The following is a 19,590-nucleotide window of genomic DNA, read 5'->3' as shown; positions in this document are numbered from 1 at the left end:
ATCTACAACGGGACAAATTATCGCTAAAATACAACTATCCCGATTCACGATTCCGCTTTAATGAGGGTACACGAATGGCGTACGTTGTAACCGATGCCTGTATCAAATGCAAATACACCGACTGCGTGGAAGTGTGTCCGGTGGACTGCTTCCACGAGGGTCCCAACTTCCTGGCGATAGACCCCGACGAATGCATAGATTGCTCGCTGTGCGTGGCGGAGTGCCCGGTGAACGCCATCTACGCGGAGGACGATGTGCCCCAGGGCCAGGAAGGTTTCATCCAGCTCAATGCCGAACTGGCCAAAGGCTGGCCGACCATCACCCAGCGGGCAGATCCGCCGGCCGACCACGCCGATTGGGCCCAGGTGTCCGGCAAGTTGCAACACCTGGAAAAGTGACAACGGCCGGCTCCCTCGCGCATCGCGGAACTATTGGCATTTGAATATCGCCAGACTACGATCCGCGGCCTGCTTCCCCACCCGCGCCAGAACCGCGCGCCTGCCCAAGCCGCCGCAATAGCCATCCGCCAACCCGGCGGCGTAAGGCAGCTCGCCGTCGTACACATGCATGTACTGGTATGTGATGCCCGCGCTAGAAAAAGACCATGGTTTCACCGTCTCTCCCGGCGCGACAAAGGCGATGCCGTGCAAGGCGCATCCGCCCAGGCAGCCGGCTGCCAGCCACCCGCCCATCCGCCTTGGCCAATCGAAGCGTCCGCCCACCCCAAGATCCTCGCCATTCGCTCGCATCGTCAAATGAACAGATCGATATCGCCGGTCTTCGCCCCTTCGTTCTGCTCCAGGATGCGGCCGCGGTATGGCTGCTCGGCCTTGATCGCCAAACTGCTGCGCTTGAGCTTCTTGATCAGCACCTTGCCGGTATGGGTGAAAAAATACACCTTGCGCGCGCATTCGCCCAGCAGGTCCTCTGCCAGCACCGGAATCTGCTCGTTGGCCAGATAGCCGCGGATAAAGTTGGTATTGCGCTCGCCCACATTCACCACGGTCATGCCCTCCAGCACGTTGCCGGCGCCGAATATCTTGGCCTCCAGCCGGTGCCGCATCGCTCCCAGCTTCTGCATGTCGGTGATCAACAGCTCCATCGCGTTGACGCCGAAACGCGCGGCGGACGTGCCCGCGCCCAGATCCAGCGAGCCTTCGGGCAACAGGAAGTGGTTCATGCCGCATACGCCAGACGTGCGGTCGCTCAGGCACACCGCCACGCAGGAGCCCAGCAGCGTCACCAGCATCCTAGGCTGATTGGTGGCATGAAACTCGCCCGGGAACACCTTTACCGCCATGATCTGGAAATGCTTGTCGTAGTACTGATGGCCGTTCATCGCGTCGGCATGATTCATGTACTTGCCCTTTCGGCATGATTTTGCAGGCACTCGACGACCCTGGACGCCAATTGGCCCAACGGGTAGACGTGCATCACCCCGCCGGCCTTGAAGGCCTCCCTGGGCATGCCGTATACCACGCAGCTGGCCTCGTCCTGGCCAAATGTGACGGCGCCGGCATTGCGCATCCGCAGCATGCCGTCGGCGCCGTCCCGGCCCATGCCGGTGAGAATCACGCCGATCGCGCTCTTGCGCAGATGCTGCGCGGCCGAATCGAACAGTGGGTCCACCGCCGGACGATGGCGATTGACCTGATCCCCCTGATCCAGCGCGATCTGGTAGCCGGTCGGTCCGCCCGGACACACCCGCATGTGCCAGTTTCCCGGCGCGATATACGCCATGCCGCTCCTCACCTGCTCGCCGTCCTGCGCCTCCTTCACCTGCATCGGACACAGATTGTTGAGCCTGGCGGCAAACGTGAAGGTGAAGTGCTCCGGCATATGCTGGACGATCAATATCGGCGGGCAATTGGCCGGCATACCCATCAGGAAGTCCTTGATCGCCTCGGTGCCGCCGGTGGAGGCGCCGACGAAGATCACGGCGTTCTGCCGGAACAGGAGCGGGCCGCTGCGTGCCGGCGCCGGCGGCGGCGGGGGCTGCTTGAAGCGCATCGGCTGCCGCAGCCGGGCGCCGGCCACCACCCGCAGCTTCTCGCGGATTTCCTCGGCGTACTCCTGCATCCGGCGCGACACATCCTCGGAAGGCTTGTGCACGAAATCCACCGCGCCCAGCTCCAAGGCGATCAGGGTGGTTTCCGAACCCGACTCCGTCAGCGACGAGATCATCAGCACCGGCGTCGGCTTCAGCCGCATCAGGCGGCGCAGGAACTCCAGCCCATCCATGCGCGGCATCTCCACGTCCAGCGTCACCACGTCCGGATTGGTCTCGCGTATCCGTTCGCGGGCGATGATGGGGTCGGAGGCGGTCGCCACCACCTCCATATCCGGCGCCTCGTTGATGATGGCGGTCAGAAGATTGCGGATCAGCGCCGAATCGTCCACCACCACCACCCTGATTCTGTTCTGGATGGCAGCCGCCATGTCTCCTACCCTCCACGCTCCGGATGCGCCAGGCGGTAAGCCGTCCTGCCGCAACCGACAAAAGCATCGGTCAGATGCACGATATTCTCCGAATGCCCCAGCAGCAGCAGACCATCCGGCTTCAAGCAACTCTCCATCTTGGACAGTATTTCCGCCTGGGTGGGCTTGTCGAAATAGATCAATACATTGCGGCAGAAAATCACGTCGAACCGCCCGATATCCGGCCAGCACGGTTCCACCAGATTGAACTGGAAGAACGACAACGCGTCCCTCGCCTTCTGCTTGAGCCTGACCTTGCCCTCGTTGGCGCCGACGCCCTTGTCGAAATACTTCTTCAGTAGTTGCGGCGAGACTTTTTCGGTGCGTTCCCGGCCATAAACGCCAAGCGCCGCCTGCTGCAGCACATTGGTGTCGATGTCCGACGCCAGCAGTTCGAAGCCGCCGCCGGCCCCGTCCCACAGCTCAAGCATGGTGATGGCTATGGAGTAGGGCTCCTCCCCGGTGGAGGAGGCCGAACTCCATACCCGGAACGTCTCCCCGGCCCGGCGGTGCTGGCGGGCATGCTCGCGCAGCATGTCGAAATGGTGGGACTCGCGGAAGAATGAGGTGAGATTGGTGGTCAACGCATTGATGAACCCCTGCCACTCATCGGCCTCCTGGCTGTCCTGCAGCAAATCCAGATACTCGGTAAAGCTGCGCAGCCCGCGCGAACGCACGCGCTTGGCCAGCCGCGCATACGCCATGTGGGTCTTGGACTCGTTCAGCGAGATGCCCACCCGCTGGTAAAGCATGTCACGCACGCGCCGGAAATCGCTTTGGGTGAACTTGAGTTCCGTGTCTTCCGCCATGTAGCCATCCTCGCTCTGCGCCCGCTCCGCCGGCCTATCCGCGCCGCGGCTCCCTCCATCCAGCGGTGCGCATCGCAGCGGGATGGAGGGAGCCTCGCCGACTCAGCGGATCAGAACTCCTCCCACGAGCCTTCGCCCGAGTCGCCCTGCGGGCGGATCGGCTCCGGCGACCGGGACTTCACATGATAGCTGCCGGCATGGCTGGCGCTTTTGCCGGCCGCGGCGGAGGCCAGCTGGTGCGTGGAGTGCTGGTTGCTCAGATGGCTGGTGCTGCCGCTGGTGAAGCCATGCTGGACCGACGGCTTGCCGGCCGGCGGCCTGCCATGCGACAGCCTCTCGTCCAGCTTGAACACCGCCACCGCGTCGGACAGATAGCGGGCCTGCTCCTCCAGCGACTCGGCGGCGGCTGCGGCCTGCTCGACCAGCGCGGCGTTCTTCTGGGTGTTCTCGTCCATCTGGGTGACGGCCAGGTTCACCTGCTCGATGCCCGAGCTTTGCTCCGCCGAGGCGGCCGAGATATCGCTCATGATGTCCGCCACCCGGCGGATGGAAACCACGATCTCGTTCATGGTGCGGCCCGCCTCGTCCACCAGCCGGCTGCCCGACTCCACCTTGTCCACCGAATTGCCGATCAGCGACTTGATCTCTTTCGCCGCCGCCGCCGAGCGCTGCGCCAGATTGCGCACCTCGCTCGCCACCACCGCGAAGCCGCGGCCCTGCTCGCCCGCCCGCGCGGCCTCCACCGCCGCGTTCAAGGCCAGAATATTGGTCTGGAAGGCGATGCCGTCGATCACGCTGATGATGTCGACGATCTTCTTGGCGCTTTCATTGATCTCGTTCATGGTGGACACCACGTCGCCCACCACCTTGCCGCCGCGCGCGGCGATGTCGGAAGCGCCGGTTGCCAGCGAATTGGCCTTCTTGGCGTTTTCGGCGTTCTGCCGCACCGTGCTGGTGATCTCCTCCATGCTGGACGCGGTTTCCTCCAGGCTGGCCGCCTGCTGCTCGGTGCGGCCGGACAGGTTGGAGTTGCCGGCGGCGATCTCCTTGGCCGCGGTATTGATCGCGTCGGTGGAGTCCTTGATATTGGTGACGATCTCCTTCAGCTTGTCCACGGTGGCATTGCTATCCGTCTTCAATTGGCCGAACAGCCCCTGATAGTCGGCCGCAATGGTTCGGGTGAGATCGCCGCGCGCCAGCGCGCCCAGCACCGTGGCGATATCGCTCAGCCCCTGGCTGGTCACCCCCATCAGCTGGTTCATGCCTTCGCTCAGCAGCTTGAAGAACCCCTGCTTGCCTTCCACCTCGATGCGCTTGCCGAACTCGCCCGCCGAGGCCGCGCTGACGATTTCCGCCACTTCGCGCTCGATCTCGACCTCGGCGGTGCGGTCTTTCCACTCCACCACCGAACCCAGCCGGGTGCCATCGGTGCCGAACACCGGATTGGCCACCAGGGAGAAGGTACGTCCGGCCACAACGATCTCGGTGCGGTAGGTAGAGCGCATATTGGCCAGCAGGTCGCGCTGGTGCGCCGGGTTCTTGTGGAATTCGTCGATGGTGGAGCCCATCAGCGCGCGCACATCGAAATTGGGCAAGGCCTTGCGCAGATCGCCCTCCACTCCGCGCAGCATGTCGGTGACGCTGTGGTTCATGTAGATGATCTTGCGATCATTGTCGGCGATCATCACATTGGTGGTGCAATTGTCCAGCGCGCTGCGGATGCGGCCATTCTCCGCCGCCACCTTGCGCTCCTCCGCGGCGCGGACATCGGCCTCGGCCTGCAGGCGCAGCATCTCGGTATTGTCCTGCCACTCCACCACCGCGCCCAGCCGCTCGCCCTTGTCGTTGAATATCGGCGACAGGATCAGGCCGAAAGTGCGCCCGCCCACCATGATGGACGAGCGGTGCGTCTCCCTCACCTGCTGCAGCATGCCGTGCTGGTAGCTGGGGTTCTTGTGGAATTCGTCAATCTTGGTCCCCATCAGGTTGCCGGTGGAGAAACGCGGGATATCCTTGCGGATGTCCGCCTCCGCGTTGCGGAACATATCGAGGACCGACTGGTTGGCGTAGATGATGCGATGCTGCTCGTCCGCGATCATCACGTTGGTGGTACAGACATCCAGCGCGCTGCGGATGCGGGCGTTTTCCGCCGCCTGCTCGCGTTCCTTGTCTGTCCGCAGCTGGGCCTCATGCTGCAGGCGCAGCATCTCGGTGTTGTCCTGCCACTCCACCACCGCGCCCAGCCGCTCGCCCTTGTCGTTGAATATCGGCGACAGGATCAGGCCGAAGGTGCGTCCGCCCACCACGATGGATGAACGATGGGTCTCCTTCACTTGCAGCAGCAGCCCACGCTGGTAGCTGGGATTCTTGTGGAACTGGTCGATATTGGCGCCCAGCAGACTGCTGGCGGAGAAGCGCGGAATATCCTTGCGGATATCCGCCTCCGCGTTGCGGAACATATTGAGGACAGACTGGTTGGCGTAGATGATCTGATGGTTCTCGTCGGCGATCATCACATTGGTGGTGCATACGTCCAGCGCGCTGCGGATGCGGGCGTTCTCCGCCGCCGCCTGGCGATCCACGGCCTGGCGCCCGTCCTCGGCAGCCTTCCGCTCAAGCTCCCTCGTGGCGTCCACCCACTCGACCACCGAGCCCAATTTGCGGTTCTGCCCGTCCAGTATCGGGGTCAGCACCAGGCTGAAAGTGCGTCCGCCCACCTTGATGGTGCCGCGATGGGTGTTGCGCAGCTGCTGCAGCACGCCGCGCTGGTAGGCCGGATTGCGATGGAAGCTGTCGATATTGCTGCCCAGGATGCCGCGCGCGGAAAACTGCGGCAGATCCTGCCGGATGTCCGCCTCGGCCTGCTGGAACATGTCCAGCACCGCGCGGTTGGCATACACCACTTGATGCTCCGCGTCGGCGATCATCACATTGGTGGTGCACACGTCCAGCGCGCTGCGCAGCCGCAGATTCTCCAGCGTGCGCGCCACCACGTCGTGCAGGAAGGCGAACGGGCTGCTCTGGTCGCCCTTGCGGACGCGGAACTCGGTGCGCACCTCGCCGCTGGCCAATTCGCGCAGCACCGCCGCCAGCACTTGCGGATCCCCGCCGATCTGCCGCTCCGCCGCGCGGGTCAGCAGCCAGGCCAGGACGATGGCCAGTGCCGCCACCGCGCCGCCCATGCCGATGATTTCGTTCGCCGCCTGATCGGCCGCGCCCGCTCCTGCGGCCGGGGCCATCTTCAACGACAGCTCGCTCTCGAAGCGGGCATACTGGCTGACCGCGTCCTGATACTTCAGCGCCGTCGGCCACAAAGTGGCTTGCAGGTAGCCGCGCGCCTCGTCGCCATGGTTCGCCGCCAGCAACTGGCGATAGCTCGCCACCTGGTTGCGCAGCAGCGAGTCTCCGCCCCGCGCGGCGTCCAGCAGCGGCTTTCCCTCGTTGGACACGTGGGCCGACAACGTATTCAACCTGCCCGTCACCCCGTCCAGCGCGGCGTCCACCTGCGGCTGCGCGGCGCGCAGCTGCGCAGTCTCGCCGCCGGCCAGCAGGCCAGCCAGCTGACGCGCCAACTGGCCGGCCGCCTCCTGCGCCCGGCTGGCCTGCACCAATTGAGCGACCTGTACCGACTGGGATGAGGAAAAATCGTCCGCAGCTCCCTGCAACCGGTGCAGTTGCGACTGCGCCAAATACAGCGCCGCCGCCATCGCCACTACCAACAACCCGAAACCAAGGGTCAGCAGGTGCTTCAACTTGATGTCGCTCATGTTTGCTTCTCCCAAGGGTGCGGGCATCAGGCCCGGGCTGTCACGTCGGTCAACGCCATCTCGTCGCTGCTCATCAGGCGCTCGATATCGACAATGATGATCATCTGCTCCTCCACCGTCCCCAGCCCCTCGATATAGGCGGTGTCGACGGAAGCGCCGAACTCCGGCGGCGCGCGCAACGAATCCTTGTCCAGCTGGATCACGTCGGAGACGCCGTCCACCACGATGCCGACCGTCCGCTTGCTGACGTTGAGGATGATCACCACGGTGAATTCGTTGTATTGCGGATCGCCCAGGCCGAACTTGAGGCGCAAGTCGACAATCGGCACGATGCTGCCGCGCAGGTTGATTACGCCCTTGATGAAGTCCGGCGCGTTGGCGATGCGAGTGACCGTGTCATAGCCGCGGATCTCCTGCACCTTCAGGATGTCGATGCCGTACTCCTCGCTACCCAGCGTGAAAACCAGCAGCTCGCGCGCCTCGGCGCCCCGCGCCTGGATATCGTTCAGGTTGTCCGCCTGCATGTCTGGCCTCTCCGCCGGTTATTCGGCAACGGTCGCCGCCTGCGGCGCGGCGTTCTGCGCGCTCCGCTGGCAGCTATTGCAGCGGGCGATGGTTGAAATATCGAGGATCAGCGCCACCTGGCCGTCTCCCAGAATGGTGGCGCCCGACAGGCCATCCACCTTGCGGTAATTGGTTTCCAGGTTCTTCACCACGAACTGCTGCTGGCCGATCAGATCGTCTACCAGCAAGGCCACCCGCGAGTCCGACGCCTCGACGATCACCAGAATGCCCTCCTCGGCGGAAACCCTGGCGTCCGCCACCCCGAAATACTTGCCCAGCGTGACAATCGGCAGGTATTCGCCGCGGATGTGCACCACCTCGCCACGGCCAGCCACGGTCTTGATTTCACGCGGCTCAGGCTGCAGCGACTCCAGGATGAAGCCCAGCGGCAGCACATAGATTTCCTTGCCCACCCGCACCGACATGCCGTCCATGATGGCCAGCGTCAGCGGCAGGCGGATGCTCATGGTGGTGCCGACATCGACCATCGAATCGATCTCGATCCGCCCGCCCATGTTCTGGATATTGCGCTTGACCACATCCATCCCCACCCCGCGGCCCGATACATCAGTGACCTCGGCCGCGGTGGAAAAACCGGCCTCGAAGATCAGCCCCCAGACTTCCGAATCGGAAATGCCGTCGTTTATCGCCATGCCACGCTCGCGCGCCTTGGCCAGAATGCGCTCGCGGTTGAGCCCGGCGCCGTCGTCGCTGACTTCGATCACGATGCTGCCGCCCTGGTGGAAAGCGCGCAGCGTCAGCCTGCCCGACGGCGCTTTGCCCTTGCCGCGGCGGATATCGGGGGATTCGATGCCATGGTCCAGGCTGTTGCGCACCAGGTGGGTCAGGGGGTCGGACAGCTTCTCGATGAAGCCCTTGTCCAGCTCGGTATTCTCCCCCACCATCTTCAGATCCACCTGCTTGCCCAACTTGCTGGCCAGATCGCGCACCACGCGCGGGAAGCGGTTGAAAACAAAGGCGATCGGCGTCATCCGGATGGACATCACCGCCTCCTGCAGCTCGCGGGAGTTGCGCTGCAAGGCGCTGATGCCGTTCAACAGCCGCTCGTGTTCGACAGGATCGAGCGCGCTGCCGGACTGCATCAGCATCGACTGGGTGATCACCAGCTCGCCCACCAGGTTGAGCAGCAGGTCCACTTTTTCGATATTGACGCGGATCGAGTTCTCGCCGGCCGCCGCCGCGCCGGCCGCAGCGGGAGCCTTATCGGCCTTGTCCGCCAGGCGGGGGCTGGCGGCGACCGACGCAGGCTTGGCTGCCTGCTCGTCCGCGGCCTTGGGCACACCCGGCGCCTTGGCGTACAAGCCGAAGCCATCGCCTTCGATATCCTGTTCCGCCGCTTTGGCGGCCGCAGGATGCGACAATGGCTCGAACAGACCGAAACCGCCATCCTCCTGCAAGGAGTCGGCGCCGGCGGCCGGGCGGCCCTGGCCGGGATTCACGCTGTCGCCAGGCAGGAAAAAACCGAAATCGCCGCTCTCTTCGCCGCCGTGATCGATGCTGATGCGAAACTGTTCTGGCGCCAGCATGAAGGCCAGCGACTCGGCCACCTCGCTGGCTTCCAGCCCGGAGGTGAATACCGCGACCCAGGGCAGTTCCTCGGCAGCGCCGCCTTCCTGAACCACGGTCAGATCGCCATGCTGCGCCAGCGAATCCAGCACCGGACGCACGTCTACGCCATCAGCCGGAGTAAATTCGAGGAACAACGTCCAGATCTTGTCCGGACCATGGTCTGGGAGGCCGTCCTCCGCCGACGGCGGCGGCGCGGCTGGCACTTCGCCACCACCGCTCTCGATGTCCACCAGCTGCTGCTTGACCTCCGCCACCTGCGCCGGATCCACCTGCTCGCCGCCCTTGTGGGCGGTCAGCATGCCTTGCAGCACATCCTTGGATTGCAGGAAGGCGTCCACCATCGGCGCGGTCAGCGCCATACTGCCCTTGCGCACCCGGTCCAGCAGGTTTTCCAGCACATGGGTCAGATCGGCCATGTCGGAAAAACCGAAGGTGGCGGCGCCGCCCTTGATCGAGTGCGCAGCCCGAAAAACCGCGTGCAGGTCTTCCGACTCCGGGCTGACGATATCCATCGCCAGCAACAGCGACTCCATGGTTGCCAGGTGCTCATCCGCTTCATCAAAAAAAACCTGATGAAACTGAGACATATCGATCGCCACAATCGTCCCCCCTCGTAGCGATGAAGCGTTAGCCGACCAAACGCTTGACGACATCCAGCAGCTTTTGGGGGTCGAAGGGCTTGACCAGCCAGCCCGAGGCTCCGGCCGCGCGGCCCAACGCCTTCATCTGGTCGCTGGACTCGGTGGTCAACATCAGGATGGGGGTGGAAGTGTAGGCCGGCTGCTTGCGCAGCGAGCGGATCAAGGTCAAGCCATCCATGCCCGGCATGTTCTGGTCAGTCAGCACCAGATCGAACTGCGCGCTCTGCGCCTTGCTCAGCCCGGCATTGCCGTCAACCGCCTCCGCCACCTCGTAACCTGCGCTCTTGAGGGTAAAACTGACCATCTGACGAATCGATGCCGAATCGTCCACTGTGAGGATTCTCTTAGACATGGCATTTCCGCTATTTAGTGATTCCAGTTGATACAACCACTGCAACCTTTTCAGTCCTGCCCATTCGGGATGCCGACCGGCGCTCTAGCCTCGCGGCGCCCTTCCCCTAGGCTCAGCCTGGCAACCGCCCGCGCCCGGTCGGACAGCAAGCGCATTCCCCACTGCGAAAACAGTTATTCCATTCGCAGATTAGACAATATCGGCATAAAACGAAGAATAATTATCGACATCGGGTCAGACACGCCTCTCCGGCGCGCCTGACGGACCAAACTCGTCTCCCCGCCCGTCGCCATGGCAATACTGGGCCACGAGCCCCCGCGCCTCCATTACGTGATCAGCAATAATCGGTAGCGAATCAAGCTTATTCTGCGCAATAGCATTCACATAGCCGAAATGAGATGCGGGATATCCGCAGACACGCAATCATTGGGAACCAGCAGACGGAATCGCCATAGACACATCCGGAAAAATGGGAAAGCGCCCAATTGGAAAAGGCGTTTCGAAAGAAGGGAAAAGCGAACCCGCCGCCACCCCGTTGCGGGAGCATCCCCGCACGCAGCGCAGTGCGGGGAAATCGCGTGCAGCGCAGGCCGGCAACCATTCAGGCGGGTTGGAAGTTGAACTCTCTGAGAAGGCTGGCAACCGCGAAAATCTGCTTCACGTCCGGTCGGCAGTTGAGCAGCTCCAGAGGAATGTTTCTGGTGGCGCTGGCCCGTTCCCTAAGCAGCAGCAACATCCCCAGCGCGGAGCTGTCTATCCACGGAACCTCGGCGAAATCGATACGGATCGTCCTGATCTGATCGTTTTCCAGCAACCCCTGGCTGGCTTCTCGAAACTCCCTGTGCATATTGAAATCGAACTGTCCGATTAAAATCATCAGCCCGATGCTTCCCTCAACTTTGACTATCGGTCTCATCGCGGATCCCCGGCTTTCCTCGGGTTTGCCTTCCAATCGGCCGAGCGGGCACACAAGCCAAGCAAGCCAGACGCATGCGCCCCCCGCCCCCTTGCAGCAATAACGCAAGCAACCGGATCAGGCGCCAGCGGCGTGACGCCACATGCCCGGCCGGCCGCGCCACGCGCGTTTTTAGTTCCAGATACCCGTCATCCTTCAAGCTCTCGACGCGACAAGCCGCTGCGCCCTTACCAAGCAAGGGTCTTTAGCAAGGAGAAACCATCCCGGCTGCCCCGCTTAATGGTCGCAATACGACAACCGCGCACGAAACCATGCCCATCACCGGTCAGCGACGACGGCCATCAAGCCGGCATGGATGCGCGGTGTCGGCACGGACCGGGGCACCCAGTCTCAGGCGGTGGGCCGGATAGTGAACATCTTGTTGAAGCAGGCAATTTCGAAGACCTGCATCACCGCCTCGCGGCAATTGATCAGGATCATCGACTTTTTCTGTCCTGCGGCGCGCTCCTTCAACAGCAGCAGCATGCCTAGCGCGGAGCTGTCCAGAAACGGGACCTGATCGAAATCGACATGAATCTCCTGCACCGACCCGTTGTCCAGCAATTCCTGACTGGCTTGACGGAAGTCTTTGTGCAGATTGAAATCAAACTGCCCAATCAGCCGCATGGTTCCGACACGCCCCTCTACACTCACAATCGGTTTCATCACTGATCCTCGGCTTTCCTTAGATTCGAGACAAATTGAATGGGCGCCGCCTGCACCGGGCATTAATCCTGGCAAGCCGGGAGCTTCAATTCGAAGCAGGCCCCGCCCTCCGCCTTGTTGTAGCAACGTACATTGCCACCCAGCTCTTCCACCACCTTCTTAACGATCGCCAGCCCCAGGCCGGTGCCGCCCGGACGCAAGGTGAAAAACGGTTCGAAAATCTTGTCCGCCACCGCGACGTCCACCCCGGGACCGCCATCATCGACACGGAAAGCCACGCCATCCGGCTCCCGGACCACCTCCAGCCCGACCCTCGCTCCGGCGGGCGTGAACTGCAAGGCATTTTCCAGCAGATTGATCAATGCCCCTTGCAAGGCTTTGCGATCTATCAAGACCGTTATGGCAGAGTTTTCCGGCAGATTGCAATCAAAAAACACACCTTTGTCATGGCATTGCGGCGCCAATACCGAACAGACATCCTCCAGCAGCGCCACCACCTCCACCTTCTCCAGCGAAGAAACCTGGCCACGCACATAACCCAGCATGTTCTGGATCAGGCCTTCCAACGCCCGCATCCGCGCCAGGCTCTTGTCGACGAAACGCGCGCGGTCCTCCGGACGAGGGATGTCCTGCTTCAAATTGGCGGTATACAGCATCGCGCTGGCCAGCGGCGTGCGCAGCTGGTGCGCCAGCGCCGCCGCCATGCTCCCCATCGAAGCCAACTTTTGCTGCTGCGCCAGTTCTCCGGTCAGCTGGTGCAGCCTGGTCACATCGTGAATAAGCACAATCCTTCCGCCCGATGCCGGCAAATCCTGATATTGCAAGGTCAGTCGCCTAGTCGCGCCTTCCAGCGCCAAGGCATAGGTGTCGTCCTGCTCCGAACGCTGCAACCCGCTCAGGAAATCCGACCAGCTTTCACCTATATAACAGCGGTTTAACAGCACCCCCGCCGCCAGGTTCTCCGCGATGACCCTCCCCTCCGGCGACAACTCCACCACCCCGGCCGGCAACACTTTAAGCAACAGTGCCAGCCGTTCAGCCAGAGCCGCGTTTTCGTCGCGTTGCTTTCGCAACTGATTGTTAGCCTCGTCCAATTGGGCATTCAAAACATTGACTTGAACCTCAAGTTGCCTATATGCATCAATGAGTTGACTGGATACCGCGTTGAACTGCTCAAATGCCGCCTCAAGCTGCTGCTGATCCTTCAGGCTTGAAACCATAGTCGTCATCGCTTCACTGTCATTTGTAAAAACCCCTTAAACAGTATGATAATGATCCATTCACGGTGAGCCAACTTGCGTCCGACATGGCCGCGAGCAAAAAAAACCGGGAAAAACTCATATCTGGCGTATAAAGGGAAGTAGTACGCCATTCCAAAAGATGCTGCGGAGGTTTCTGTGTCAGAGCTTCTCAAAAAAATCGACGCCAGAACCAAACTGGCAGGCACCAACAAGCTGGAAATCCTGCTGTTCTCACTAGGGCATGATCAGCGTACCGGCCGCAAAGAAGTTTTTGGTATCAACGTGTTCAAGGTGCGTGAAGTCATGCGCACCCCCGAAATCACATCCGCTCCGGAAATGCCCTCTTCGGTCGAAGGCATGGTCAGCCTGCGCGGCTCCTTGGTGCCGGTGATCGACTTGGCCAAGTATGCCGGCATTGTGACCAGCAATCGCCCGGAAATCATGATCGTCACCGAATATAACGCCCACACGCAAGGTTTCCTGGTTGAGGCTGTCGACACCATCCTGCGTCTGGACTGGTCTGCCATGCGCGTCCCGCCCGACATGATCACCAACCGAATGGCCGGCTTGGTGACAGCCGTCACCGAGCTGGACAACGGCACCCTGGTGATGATGATGGATGTGGAAAAGGTGCTGGCGGAAACCAGCATCGTCGAAGACGGGCATACCTTCATCAATATCGAACCAGTCAAGGAAGAACGCCGCATCTTCTTCGCCGACGACAGCGCCGTGGCACGCAAGCAGATCGAGCGCACGCTGGAGGCGATGAACATCAAGTACACCTCCGCCATCAACGGCATGCGCGGCTGGGAAGACCTGCAGAAGATGGCCCACCAGGCCGAGGCCGCCGGCCGCCAGCTGTGCGATGAGCTGCATCTGGTGCTGACCGACGTTGAAATGCCGGAGATGGACGGCTATATGCTGACCAAGATGATCAAGAGCGACCCGCGCTTTGCCGGCATTCCGGTTCTCATGCACTCCTCACTCTCCGGCTCGTCCAACCAGAAGCTCGGAGAATCGGTCGGCGTCGACTCCTATGTTGCCAAGTTCGAACCTCAGAAACTGGCCAGCAAGCTGCGCCAGATGCTGAAACTGGAACCGAGCAACTAAATACAGTCTTCTTCAAGATTTTCAAGGGATAGGGATAAGACATGCCTAGCACCGACGCCTCCTTGCTTGCCAGTGTTGACGCCAGGACCAAGCTTGCCGGCTCCAACAAGATGGAGATTCTGCTGTTCTCGCTGGGAACCCGTGAGACATTCGGCATCAACGTGTTCAAGGTGCGCGAAGTTTCGCAGACGCCGGCCATCACCAAGACTCCCAATATGCCGTTCGGCGTCGAAGGGGTGCTGTCGTTGCGCGGCAACATCATTCCGGTCATCTCGCTCGCCAAGTTCATCCGACACGAGAACAACGAAAGCAAGTTCGACACCATGATCGTCACCGAATTCAACAAGAGCACCCAGGCCTTCCTGGTGGACTCGGTGGACCGCATCATTCGGGTGGACTGGGACAAGGTGCGCGCGCCGGAAAACATCATGGCGGCCGCCGGCGCCAATCAGAACTTGATCACCGCCATCACCGAACTGGAAAACGGCAAGCTGGTATCCATTCTCGATGTGGAACAGATCCTCGCCAGCGTAGTGGGCGAACCCCGCCTGCCGGACGTGCCCACCGCGCAGCTGGAAATCGACCAATACATCTTCTTTGTCGACGACTCGGTAGTCGCGCGCAAGGAGATCACCGGCGTATTGGAGAAAATGGGCATCAAGTTCCAGCAGGCCACCAATGGCCGCGAAGCCTGGGACCGGTTGCAGGTGCTTGCCGGACGCAACTGGGGAGAAGGCGAATGCCTGCACGACTATCTGAAGATCATTCTGGTCGATGCCGAAATGCCGGAAATGGACGGCTACGTGCTGACCAAGCTGATCAAATCCGACCAGCGTTTCAAGGGCATACCGGTGATCATGCACTCCTCGCTGTCGTCCAATGCCAACCGTGCAATGGGTTCCAGCGTGGGCGTGGATTCCTATGTGGCGAAGTTTGACCCGGGCGTGCTGGCAGAAACTTTGATTCCATTCCTGCAAAGGTAGTCGCTACAATGTGCGCCTTGATGGAACACAGATAATTCAGGATATACCTCGATGTCAGACAAGAATATGAAATTTCTGGTCGTGGACGACTTCTCCACCATGCGAAGGATCGTCCGCAACCTGTTGAAAGAGTTGGGCTTCACCAACGTCGACGAGGCTGAAGACGGCCAGGTGGCGTTGCACAAGCTGAAGACCCAAAGCTTCGACTTCGTCGTTTCCGACTGGAACATGCCCAATATGACGGGTATTGAGCTACTCAAGGCAGTCCGGGCAGATCCCCAACTGAAGCATCTCCCGTTCATGATGATTACCGCCGAGGCCAAGAGAGAAAACATCATCGAGGCGGCGATGGCCGGTGCCAGTGGCTACATTGTGAAACCTTTCACCGCAGCCACCATGGAAGAGAAGATGAACAAAATCTTCCAGAATATGAACAAGCCAGCCTGAGCATCACACAAGACTGCCCGCATTCGCATTGAGGAGGATTGAAAGTGCCGGACCCTATTTTGAATAATGGAGACTCGCCAGAGCTCGAAGCCCTGTTTGAAAGCGTCGCGCGCCAGCAGCAGCCGGAGCCGCCAGCAGTCGAATCGGCGGGCGAAGGCGCGGACTCCAAGATATTCTCAAGCGAAACCAATCCCTCCACGATGTATGAACACATCGGGCAGATGACCCGCAAGATGCATGACGCCCTGCGCGACCTCGGCTATGACAAATCACTGGAAAGGGTAGCGGAAACCATTCCCGATGCCAAGGACCGATTGGCCTATATCGCCACGCTGACGGAAAACTCGGCCGAGCGCGTGCTGAACGCCACAGACATCGCCAAACCGTTTCAGGACAATCTCGAACGCCAGGCCCAGGCGCTGAGCGAGCGCTGGGAAAAACTGTTCGCCAACCTGCTGAGCGTGGAAGAGTTCAAGAACCTGGCCAACGAGACCCGGCAGTACCTGAAGGACGTGCCGAACCAGACCCAGGCCACCAATACCCAGTTGCTTGAAATCGTGATGGCGCAAGACTTCCAGGACCTGACCGGCCAGGTGATCAAGAAGATGATGGGCATGGTCAAGATCCTGGAGACCGAACTGGTCAGCTTCCTGATCGAGTTCTCCCCAGATGAAAAGAAGGGCGAGCTCAACAGCAGCCTGCTGAACGGCCCGGTCATCAATCCCGAAGGACGGACCGACGTGGTAGGCAGCCAACAGCAGGTCGACGACTTGCTGGAAAGCCTGGGCTTCTGAGCAACGCAAGCAAAAGCAGACAACGCACGACGCGTGGGGTGGAAAAATGAGCGAATTTGGCGGCATGGAAGAGTTGCTACAGGACTTCCTGATGGAGTCCACCGACCTTCTGTCCGATGTGGACAATAAACTGGTCGAACTGGAAAAGCGTCCGGAAGACAAAGCGCTGCTCAATGATATCTTCCGCGGCTTCCATACCATCAAGGGCGGGGCAGGCTTTCTCAATGTCATCCCCATGGTCAATCTGTGCCACCGCACGGAAAACCTGTTCGACAAGCTGCGCAACGGCGAGTTGCACATCAGTTCGGAAGTGATGGATGTGATTCTGGACGCCACCGGCATCGTCCGCGACATGTTCGGCACTCTGGGCCAGGGCCTGATGCCGGGCGACGCCGATCCGCGCATCCTGTCGGCTCTGGACGCAGCGCTGGCCGGCCAGCCGCTGGCGGAGGTCGCCGCTCAGGCGGCTGCGCCTGCTCCAGCCGCGCCTCAAGCCGCTCCGGCCGCAGGCAGTCCGGACTGGAATCAGCTGTACCAAGCCGTCGCCCCCGCAGCAGCGGCCGCCGCGCCCGCTCCGGCAGCGCCGCAGGCGGCTGCCCCGGCAACGCCCGCTCGCGTGGAAGCCGTGCCTCCTGCACCCGCGGCGGCAAAACCGCCAGCGCCAAAACCTGCGCAGCAATCCAAACCCAGCGGCAACGCCCCCGCAGCCAGCGGCCCGCAGGAAAACACCATCCGCATCGACACTGTGCGCCTGGACATGGTGCTCAACCTGTCCGGCGAAATCGGCCTGACCAAGAACCGCCTCACCACGCTGCGCACGGAAATCCTGCAGGGCAACCGCGACACCAACACGCTGCGCTCGCTGGACGAAGCCATCAGCCAGCTGGATCTGCTGGTCGGCGATCTGCAGAACGCGGTGATGAAAACCCGCATGCAGCCGATCGGCCGCCTGTTCCAGAAATACCCCCGCCTGGCCCGCGACCTGGCCCGCCAATTGGGCAAGGAAGTGGAGCTGGTGCTGTCCGGCGAGGAAACCGAACTCGACAAGACCATGATCGAGGACTTGAACGATCCGCTGGTTCACCTGGTGCGCAATGCGGTGGACCACGGCATCGAGTCGCTGGAAGACCGCATTGCCAGCGGCAAGAAGCCGCAGGCCCTGGTGCAACTGACCGCCGAACAGGTGGGCGACCACATCCTGATCGAGATCACCGACGACGGCAAGGGCATGAATCCCGACGCGCTGCGCCGCAAGGCCATCGAAAAGGGCCTGATCGACCAGGAAACCGCCAACTCGCTGGACGAGAAGCAATGCCTGCAGCTGATCTTCCTGCCGGGCTTCTCCACCAAGGATCAGATTTCCAGCGTATCCGGCCGCGGCGTCGGCATGGACGTGGTGCGCACCAACATCCAGAAACTGAACGGCCGCATCGACATCAACTCGGTAGCCGGCGAAGGCACCCGCATCAGCATCTCGCTGCCGCTGACCCTCGCCATCCTGCCGGTGCTGGTAGTGCGTGCCTGCAATCAACCGTTCGCCGTTCCGCTGGCCATGGTGCGTGAAATCATCACCATCGACAGCAGCGCGATCCAGGAGGTCTCAGGCAAGCCCACCATCGTGGTGCGCGATGAAATCCTGCCGTTGAAGACGCTGGCCGGCCTGCTAGGCTGGGCGCCGACGCAGAAACCGTATTTCGGCGTTCTGATGCAGTCCGCGGAAAAGTCCTTCATCCTGGCGATCGACTCCTTCGTCGGCCGCGACGACGTCGTGATCAAGCCGCTGCAGAACATCCGCCCCAAAGGCGTGGCCGGCGCGACGCTGTCCGGCGACGGCTCCGTCGTACTGGTGCTCGACATGGAAGACCTGCTCGCCTCCAGCGAAAGCAACAACACCACGGTGCGGACGACCGATGTGATTGCCACCTAACCTTACCGTAAGGTGCAATAATGACCTCAAACACCGCCTTCATCGGACGGCAGCCGGTCCTCAACCGCAATCAGCAGCTCATAGGTTATGAGCTGCTTTTTCGTCCCAGCGGCGATGCGGTGGGCGTCGGCAAGCATACCGAACTGCAGGCCGACACCGACGTGCTGGTGAACACGCTCAACAATATGGGCACCAGCTGGCTGATAGGCAACAAGCTGGCCTTCATCAATATCGGCGAGGCCATGCTCAACAGCGAATTCCTCGAGCTGCTGCCGCCGCGCCGCATCATCCTGGATATTTCGCCACGCATCGTGCCCAGCAATGAATTGCTGTCGCGCACGCGCCATCTGCGTTCGATGGGCTTCGGCATCGCGCTGGACGACTTCAGTTTCGAGTCACCCGCCGCCGCCTTTCTCGAGCTGGCCAACTACGTCAAGCTGGACATCCAGAATCAGGACACCACCCGCTTCCAGATGCTGGCGGCGCGGCTGCGCAGCTATCCGCTGATCCGCATCGCCGAACGCGTGGAGACCCATGCCCAGTTCCATTTGTGCAAGGAACTCGGCATGGACGGCTTCCAGGGCTATTATTTCGCCAAGCCGGAAACCCTGACTGCCAAGGTGATCCACCCCACCTTCAGCAACACCCTGGAACTGCTAAATCTGCTGCGGCTGGATGCCGACATCCGCGACATCGAGCAGGTGCTCAAACGCGACGTGGCGCTGTCCTACAAGCTGCTGCGCTATGTTAACTCCGCCGCCGCCGGGCTCAATACCTCGATCAGCTCGTTCTCCCACGCCGTCACCGTGCTGGGCTACCAGAAGCTATACCGCTGGCTGACGCTGCTGCTGGTCACCGCCTCAGACGACAACCATGCGCCGCCGGCGCTGCAGAAAACCGCCGTCACCCGCGGCCGCTTCATGGAGCTGCTGGGCATCACGCTGGGCGAACGCCATGACGTCAACGACAACCTGTTCATCGTCGGCCTGTTCAGCCTGCTGGACGTGCTGTTCGACATGCCGATGGACAAGATCATCGAGCATCTGCAGCTTCCCGCCCCCATCACCGACGCGCTGCTGCACGAACGCGGCGCCATGAGCCACTACCTGCGGCTGACCAGGGCCTGCGAAGACGGCAGTCTGGATGGCGTACCGCAACTATGCGATCAATTGGGACTCTCAAGCGAGCAACTGAACCAGGCCCATATCTCCGCGCTCGCCTGGGTGGAGGAACTGGGCTTATAATCCACAACCTTGCAAGGTTGCC

General features: G+C 61.5%; 18 protein-coding genes. 7 read left to right on the top strand and 11 right to left on the bottom strand.

Annotated features, from left to right (window positions below; translation table 11 throughout):
• Window positions 1-74: 74 nt before the first annotated feature.
• Window positions 75-398: a ferredoxin FdxA gene (gene fdxA, locus BI347_RS06530; protein ID WP_071110967.1), complete on the top strand. Its 324-nt coding sequence runs from the start codon at window positions 75-77 to the stop codon at window positions 396-398.
• Between the two features lie 30 nt (window positions 399-428).
• Here the strand turns inward: fdxA and BI347_RS06525 are convergent, their stop codons facing one another.
• The 11 genes from BI347_RS06525 to BI347_RS06475 form a co-directional block, all read right to left on the bottom strand.
• Window positions 429-692 (bottom strand): hypothetical protein, encoded by a 264-nt coding sequence (locus tag BI347_RS06525; RefSeq protein WP_158020746.1) that lies wholly within the window; start codon window positions 690-692, stop codon window positions 429-431.
• A gap of 59 nt (window positions 693-751) precedes the next feature.
• A complete protein-coding gene (gene cheD, locus BI347_RS06520) occupies window positions 752-1,357 on the bottom strand; it encodes a chemoreceptor glutamine deamidase CheD (RefSeq protein ID WP_071110969.1) in 606 nt (201 codons plus the stop codon).
• Entirely contained in the window at window positions 1,354-2,439 is a 1,086-nt protein-coding gene (locus tag BI347_RS06515) for a protein-glutamate methylesterase/protein-glutamine glutaminase (RefSeq protein ID WP_071115539.1), read from the bottom strand. Before BI347_RS06515 ends, cheD begins: the two co-directional genes overlap by 4 nt.
• A 5-nt stretch (window positions 2,440-2,444) precedes the next feature.
• A complete protein-coding gene (locus tag BI347_RS06510; protein ID WP_071115538.1) occupies window positions 2,445-3,287 on the bottom strand; it encodes a CheR family methyltransferase in 843 nt (280 codons plus the stop codon).
• A 110-nt stretch (window positions 3,288-3,397) separates the two neighbouring features.
• Window positions 3,398-7,054, bottom strand: a complete 3,657-nt coding sequence (locus BI347_RS06505; RefSeq protein ID WP_239690835.1) for a methyl-accepting chemotaxis protein — start codon at window positions 7,052-7,054, stop codon at window positions 3,398-3,400.
• Between the two features lie 26 nt (window positions 7,055-7,080).
• The gene (locus BI347_RS06500) at window positions 7,081-7,578 is read right to left on the bottom strand and encodes a chemotaxis protein CheW (protein WP_071110972.1); all 498 of its coding nucleotides are present in this window, start codon (window positions 7,576-7,578) and stop codon (window positions 7,081-7,083) included.
• Window positions 7,579-7,596: 18 nt separating this feature from the next.
• A complete protein-coding gene (locus BI347_RS06495; RefSeq protein WP_239690834.1) occupies window positions 7,597-9,795 on the bottom strand; it encodes a chemotaxis protein CheW in 2,199 nt (732 codons plus the stop codon).
• A gap of 40 nt (window positions 9,796-9,835) precedes the next feature.
• The gene (locus BI347_RS06490; protein WP_071110974.1) at window positions 9,836-10,201 is read right to left on the bottom strand and encodes a response regulator; all 366 of its coding nucleotides are present in this window, start codon (window positions 10,199-10,201) and stop codon (window positions 9,836-9,838) included.
• 601 nt (window positions 10,202-10,802) lie between these two features.
• On the bottom strand, window positions 10,803-11,117 hold the full coding sequence (locus tag BI347_RS06485) for an STAS domain-containing protein (RefSeq protein WP_071110975.1): 315 nt from the start codon (window positions 11,115-11,117) through the stop codon (window positions 10,803-10,805).
• Window positions 11,118-11,507: 390 nt separating this feature from the next.
• A complete protein-coding gene (locus BI347_RS06480; protein WP_071110976.1) occupies window positions 11,508-11,822 on the bottom strand; it encodes an STAS domain-containing protein in 315 nt (104 codons plus the stop codon).
• 62 nt (window positions 11,823-11,884) lie between these two features.
• A complete protein-coding gene (locus tag BI347_RS06475; protein WP_239690833.1) occupies window positions 11,885-12,895 on the bottom strand; it encodes a sensor histidine kinase in 1,011 nt (336 codons plus the stop codon).
• A 324-nt stretch (window positions 12,896-13,219) separates the two neighbouring features.
• On the opposite strand from BI347_RS06475, the gene BI347_RS06470 reads away from it, so the two are divergent.
• The 6 genes from BI347_RS06470 to BI347_RS06445 are packed head-to-tail and all read left to right on the top strand — an operon-like array spanning window position 13,220 to window position 19,568.
• Window positions 13,220-14,173 carry a chemotaxis protein gene (locus tag BI347_RS06470; protein ID WP_071110978.1) on the top strand — a complete coding sequence of 318 codons (954 nt, stop codon included), beginning with the start codon at window positions 13,220-13,222 and terminating at the stop codon, window positions 14,171-14,173.
• Between the two features lie 41 nt (window positions 14,174-14,214).
• Complete coding sequence (locus BI347_RS06465) at window positions 14,215-15,156, top strand: chemotaxis protein (protein WP_071110979.1); 942 nt, start codon at window positions 14,215-14,217, stop codon at window positions 15,154-15,156.
• 51 nt (window positions 15,157-15,207) lie between these two features.
• Window positions 15,208-15,603 (top strand): chemotaxis response regulator CheY, encoded by a 396-nt coding sequence (gene cheY / locus BI347_RS06460; protein WP_080509481.1) that lies wholly within the window; start codon window positions 15,208-15,210, stop codon window positions 15,601-15,603.
• 44 nt (window positions 15,604-15,647) lie between these two features.
• Complete coding sequence (gene cheZ, locus BI347_RS06455) at window positions 15,648-16,397, top strand: protein phosphatase CheZ (protein ID WP_071112001.1); 750 nt, start codon at window positions 15,648-15,650, stop codon at window positions 16,395-16,397.
• 46 nt (window positions 16,398-16,443) lie between these two features.
• On the top strand, window positions 16,444-18,324 hold the full coding sequence (locus BI347_RS06450) for a chemotaxis protein CheA (RefSeq protein ID WP_071115536.1): 1,881 nt from the start codon (window positions 16,444-16,446) through the stop codon (window positions 18,322-18,324).
• Window positions 18,325-18,344: 20 nt separating this feature from the next.
• Window positions 18,345-19,568: an EAL and HDOD domain-containing protein gene (locus tag BI347_RS06445; RefSeq protein ID WP_071115535.1), complete on the top strand. Its 1,224-nt coding sequence runs from the start codon at window positions 18,345-18,347 to the stop codon at window positions 19,566-19,568.
• The last annotated feature ends 22 nt before the right edge of the window (window positions 19,569-19,590 follow it).

It is taken from the genome of Chromobacterium sphagni (genome assembly GCF_001855575.1).
GTDB classification, from domain to species: domain Bacteria; phylum Pseudomonadota; class Gammaproteobacteria; order Burkholderiales; family Chromobacteriaceae; genus Chromobacterium; species Chromobacterium sphagni.
This window is presented reverse-complemented; position numbering and strand designations above follow the sequence as displayed.

What these genes read in the sequence shown, in the direction of transcription:
- fdxA (WP_071110967.1), top strand. Translation starts at nt 75, where the DNA reads ATGGCGTACGTTGTAACCGATGCCTGTATCAAATGCAAATACACCGAC.
- BI347_RS06525 (WP_158020746.1), bottom strand. Translation starts at nt 692, where the DNA reads ATGGGCGGGTGGCTGGCAGCCGGCTGCCTGGGCGGATGCGCCTTGCAC.
- cheD (WP_071110969.1), bottom strand. Translation starts at nt 1,357, where the DNA reads ATGAATCATGCCGACGCGATGAACGGCCATCAGTACTACGACAAGCAT.
- BI347_RS06515 (WP_071115539.1), bottom strand. Translation starts at nt 2,439, where the DNA reads ATGGCGGCTGCCATCCAGAACAGAATCAGGGTGGTGGTGGTGGACGAT.
- BI347_RS06510 (WP_071115538.1), bottom strand. Translation starts at nt 3,287, where the DNA reads ATGGCGGAAGACACGGAACTCAAGTTCACCCAAAGCGATTTCCGGCGC.
- BI347_RS06505 (WP_239690835.1), bottom strand. Translation starts at nt 7,054, where the DNA reads ATGAGCGACATCAAGTTGAAGCACCTGCTGACCCTTGGTTTCGGGTTG.
- BI347_RS06500 (WP_071110972.1), bottom strand. Translation starts at nt 7,578, where the DNA reads ATGCAGGCGGACAACCTGAACGATATCCAGGCGCGGGGCGCCGAGGCG.
- BI347_RS06495 (WP_239690834.1), bottom strand. Translation starts at nt 9,795, where the DNA reads ATGTCTCAGTTTCATCAGGTTTTTTTTGATGAAGCGGATGAGCACCTG.
- BI347_RS06490 (WP_071110974.1), bottom strand. Translation starts at nt 10,201, where the DNA reads ATGTCTAAGAGAATCCTCACAGTGGACGATTCGGCATCGATTCGTCAG.
- BI347_RS06485 (WP_071110975.1), bottom strand. Translation starts at nt 11,117, where the DNA reads ATGAGACCGATAGTCAAAGTTGAGGGAAGCATCGGGCTGATGATTTTA.
- BI347_RS06480 (WP_071110976.1), bottom strand. Translation starts at nt 11,822, where the DNA reads ATGAAACCGATTGTGAGTGTAGAGGGGCGTGTCGGAACCATGCGGCTG.
- BI347_RS06465 (WP_071110979.1), top strand. Translation starts at nt 14,215, where the DNA reads ATGCCTAGCACCGACGCCTCCTTGCTTGCCAGTGTTGACGCCAGGACC.
- cheY (WP_080509481.1), top strand. Translation starts at nt 15,208, where the DNA reads ATGTCAGACAAGAATATGAAATTTCTGGTCGTGGACGACTTCTCCACC.
- BI347_RS06450 (WP_071115536.1), top strand. Translation starts at nt 16,444, where the DNA reads ATGAGCGAATTTGGCGGCATGGAAGAGTTGCTACAGGACTTCCTGATG.
- BI347_RS06445 (WP_071115535.1), top strand. Translation starts at nt 18,345, where the DNA reads ATGACCTCAAACACCGCCTTCATCGGACGGCAGCCGGTCCTCAACCGC.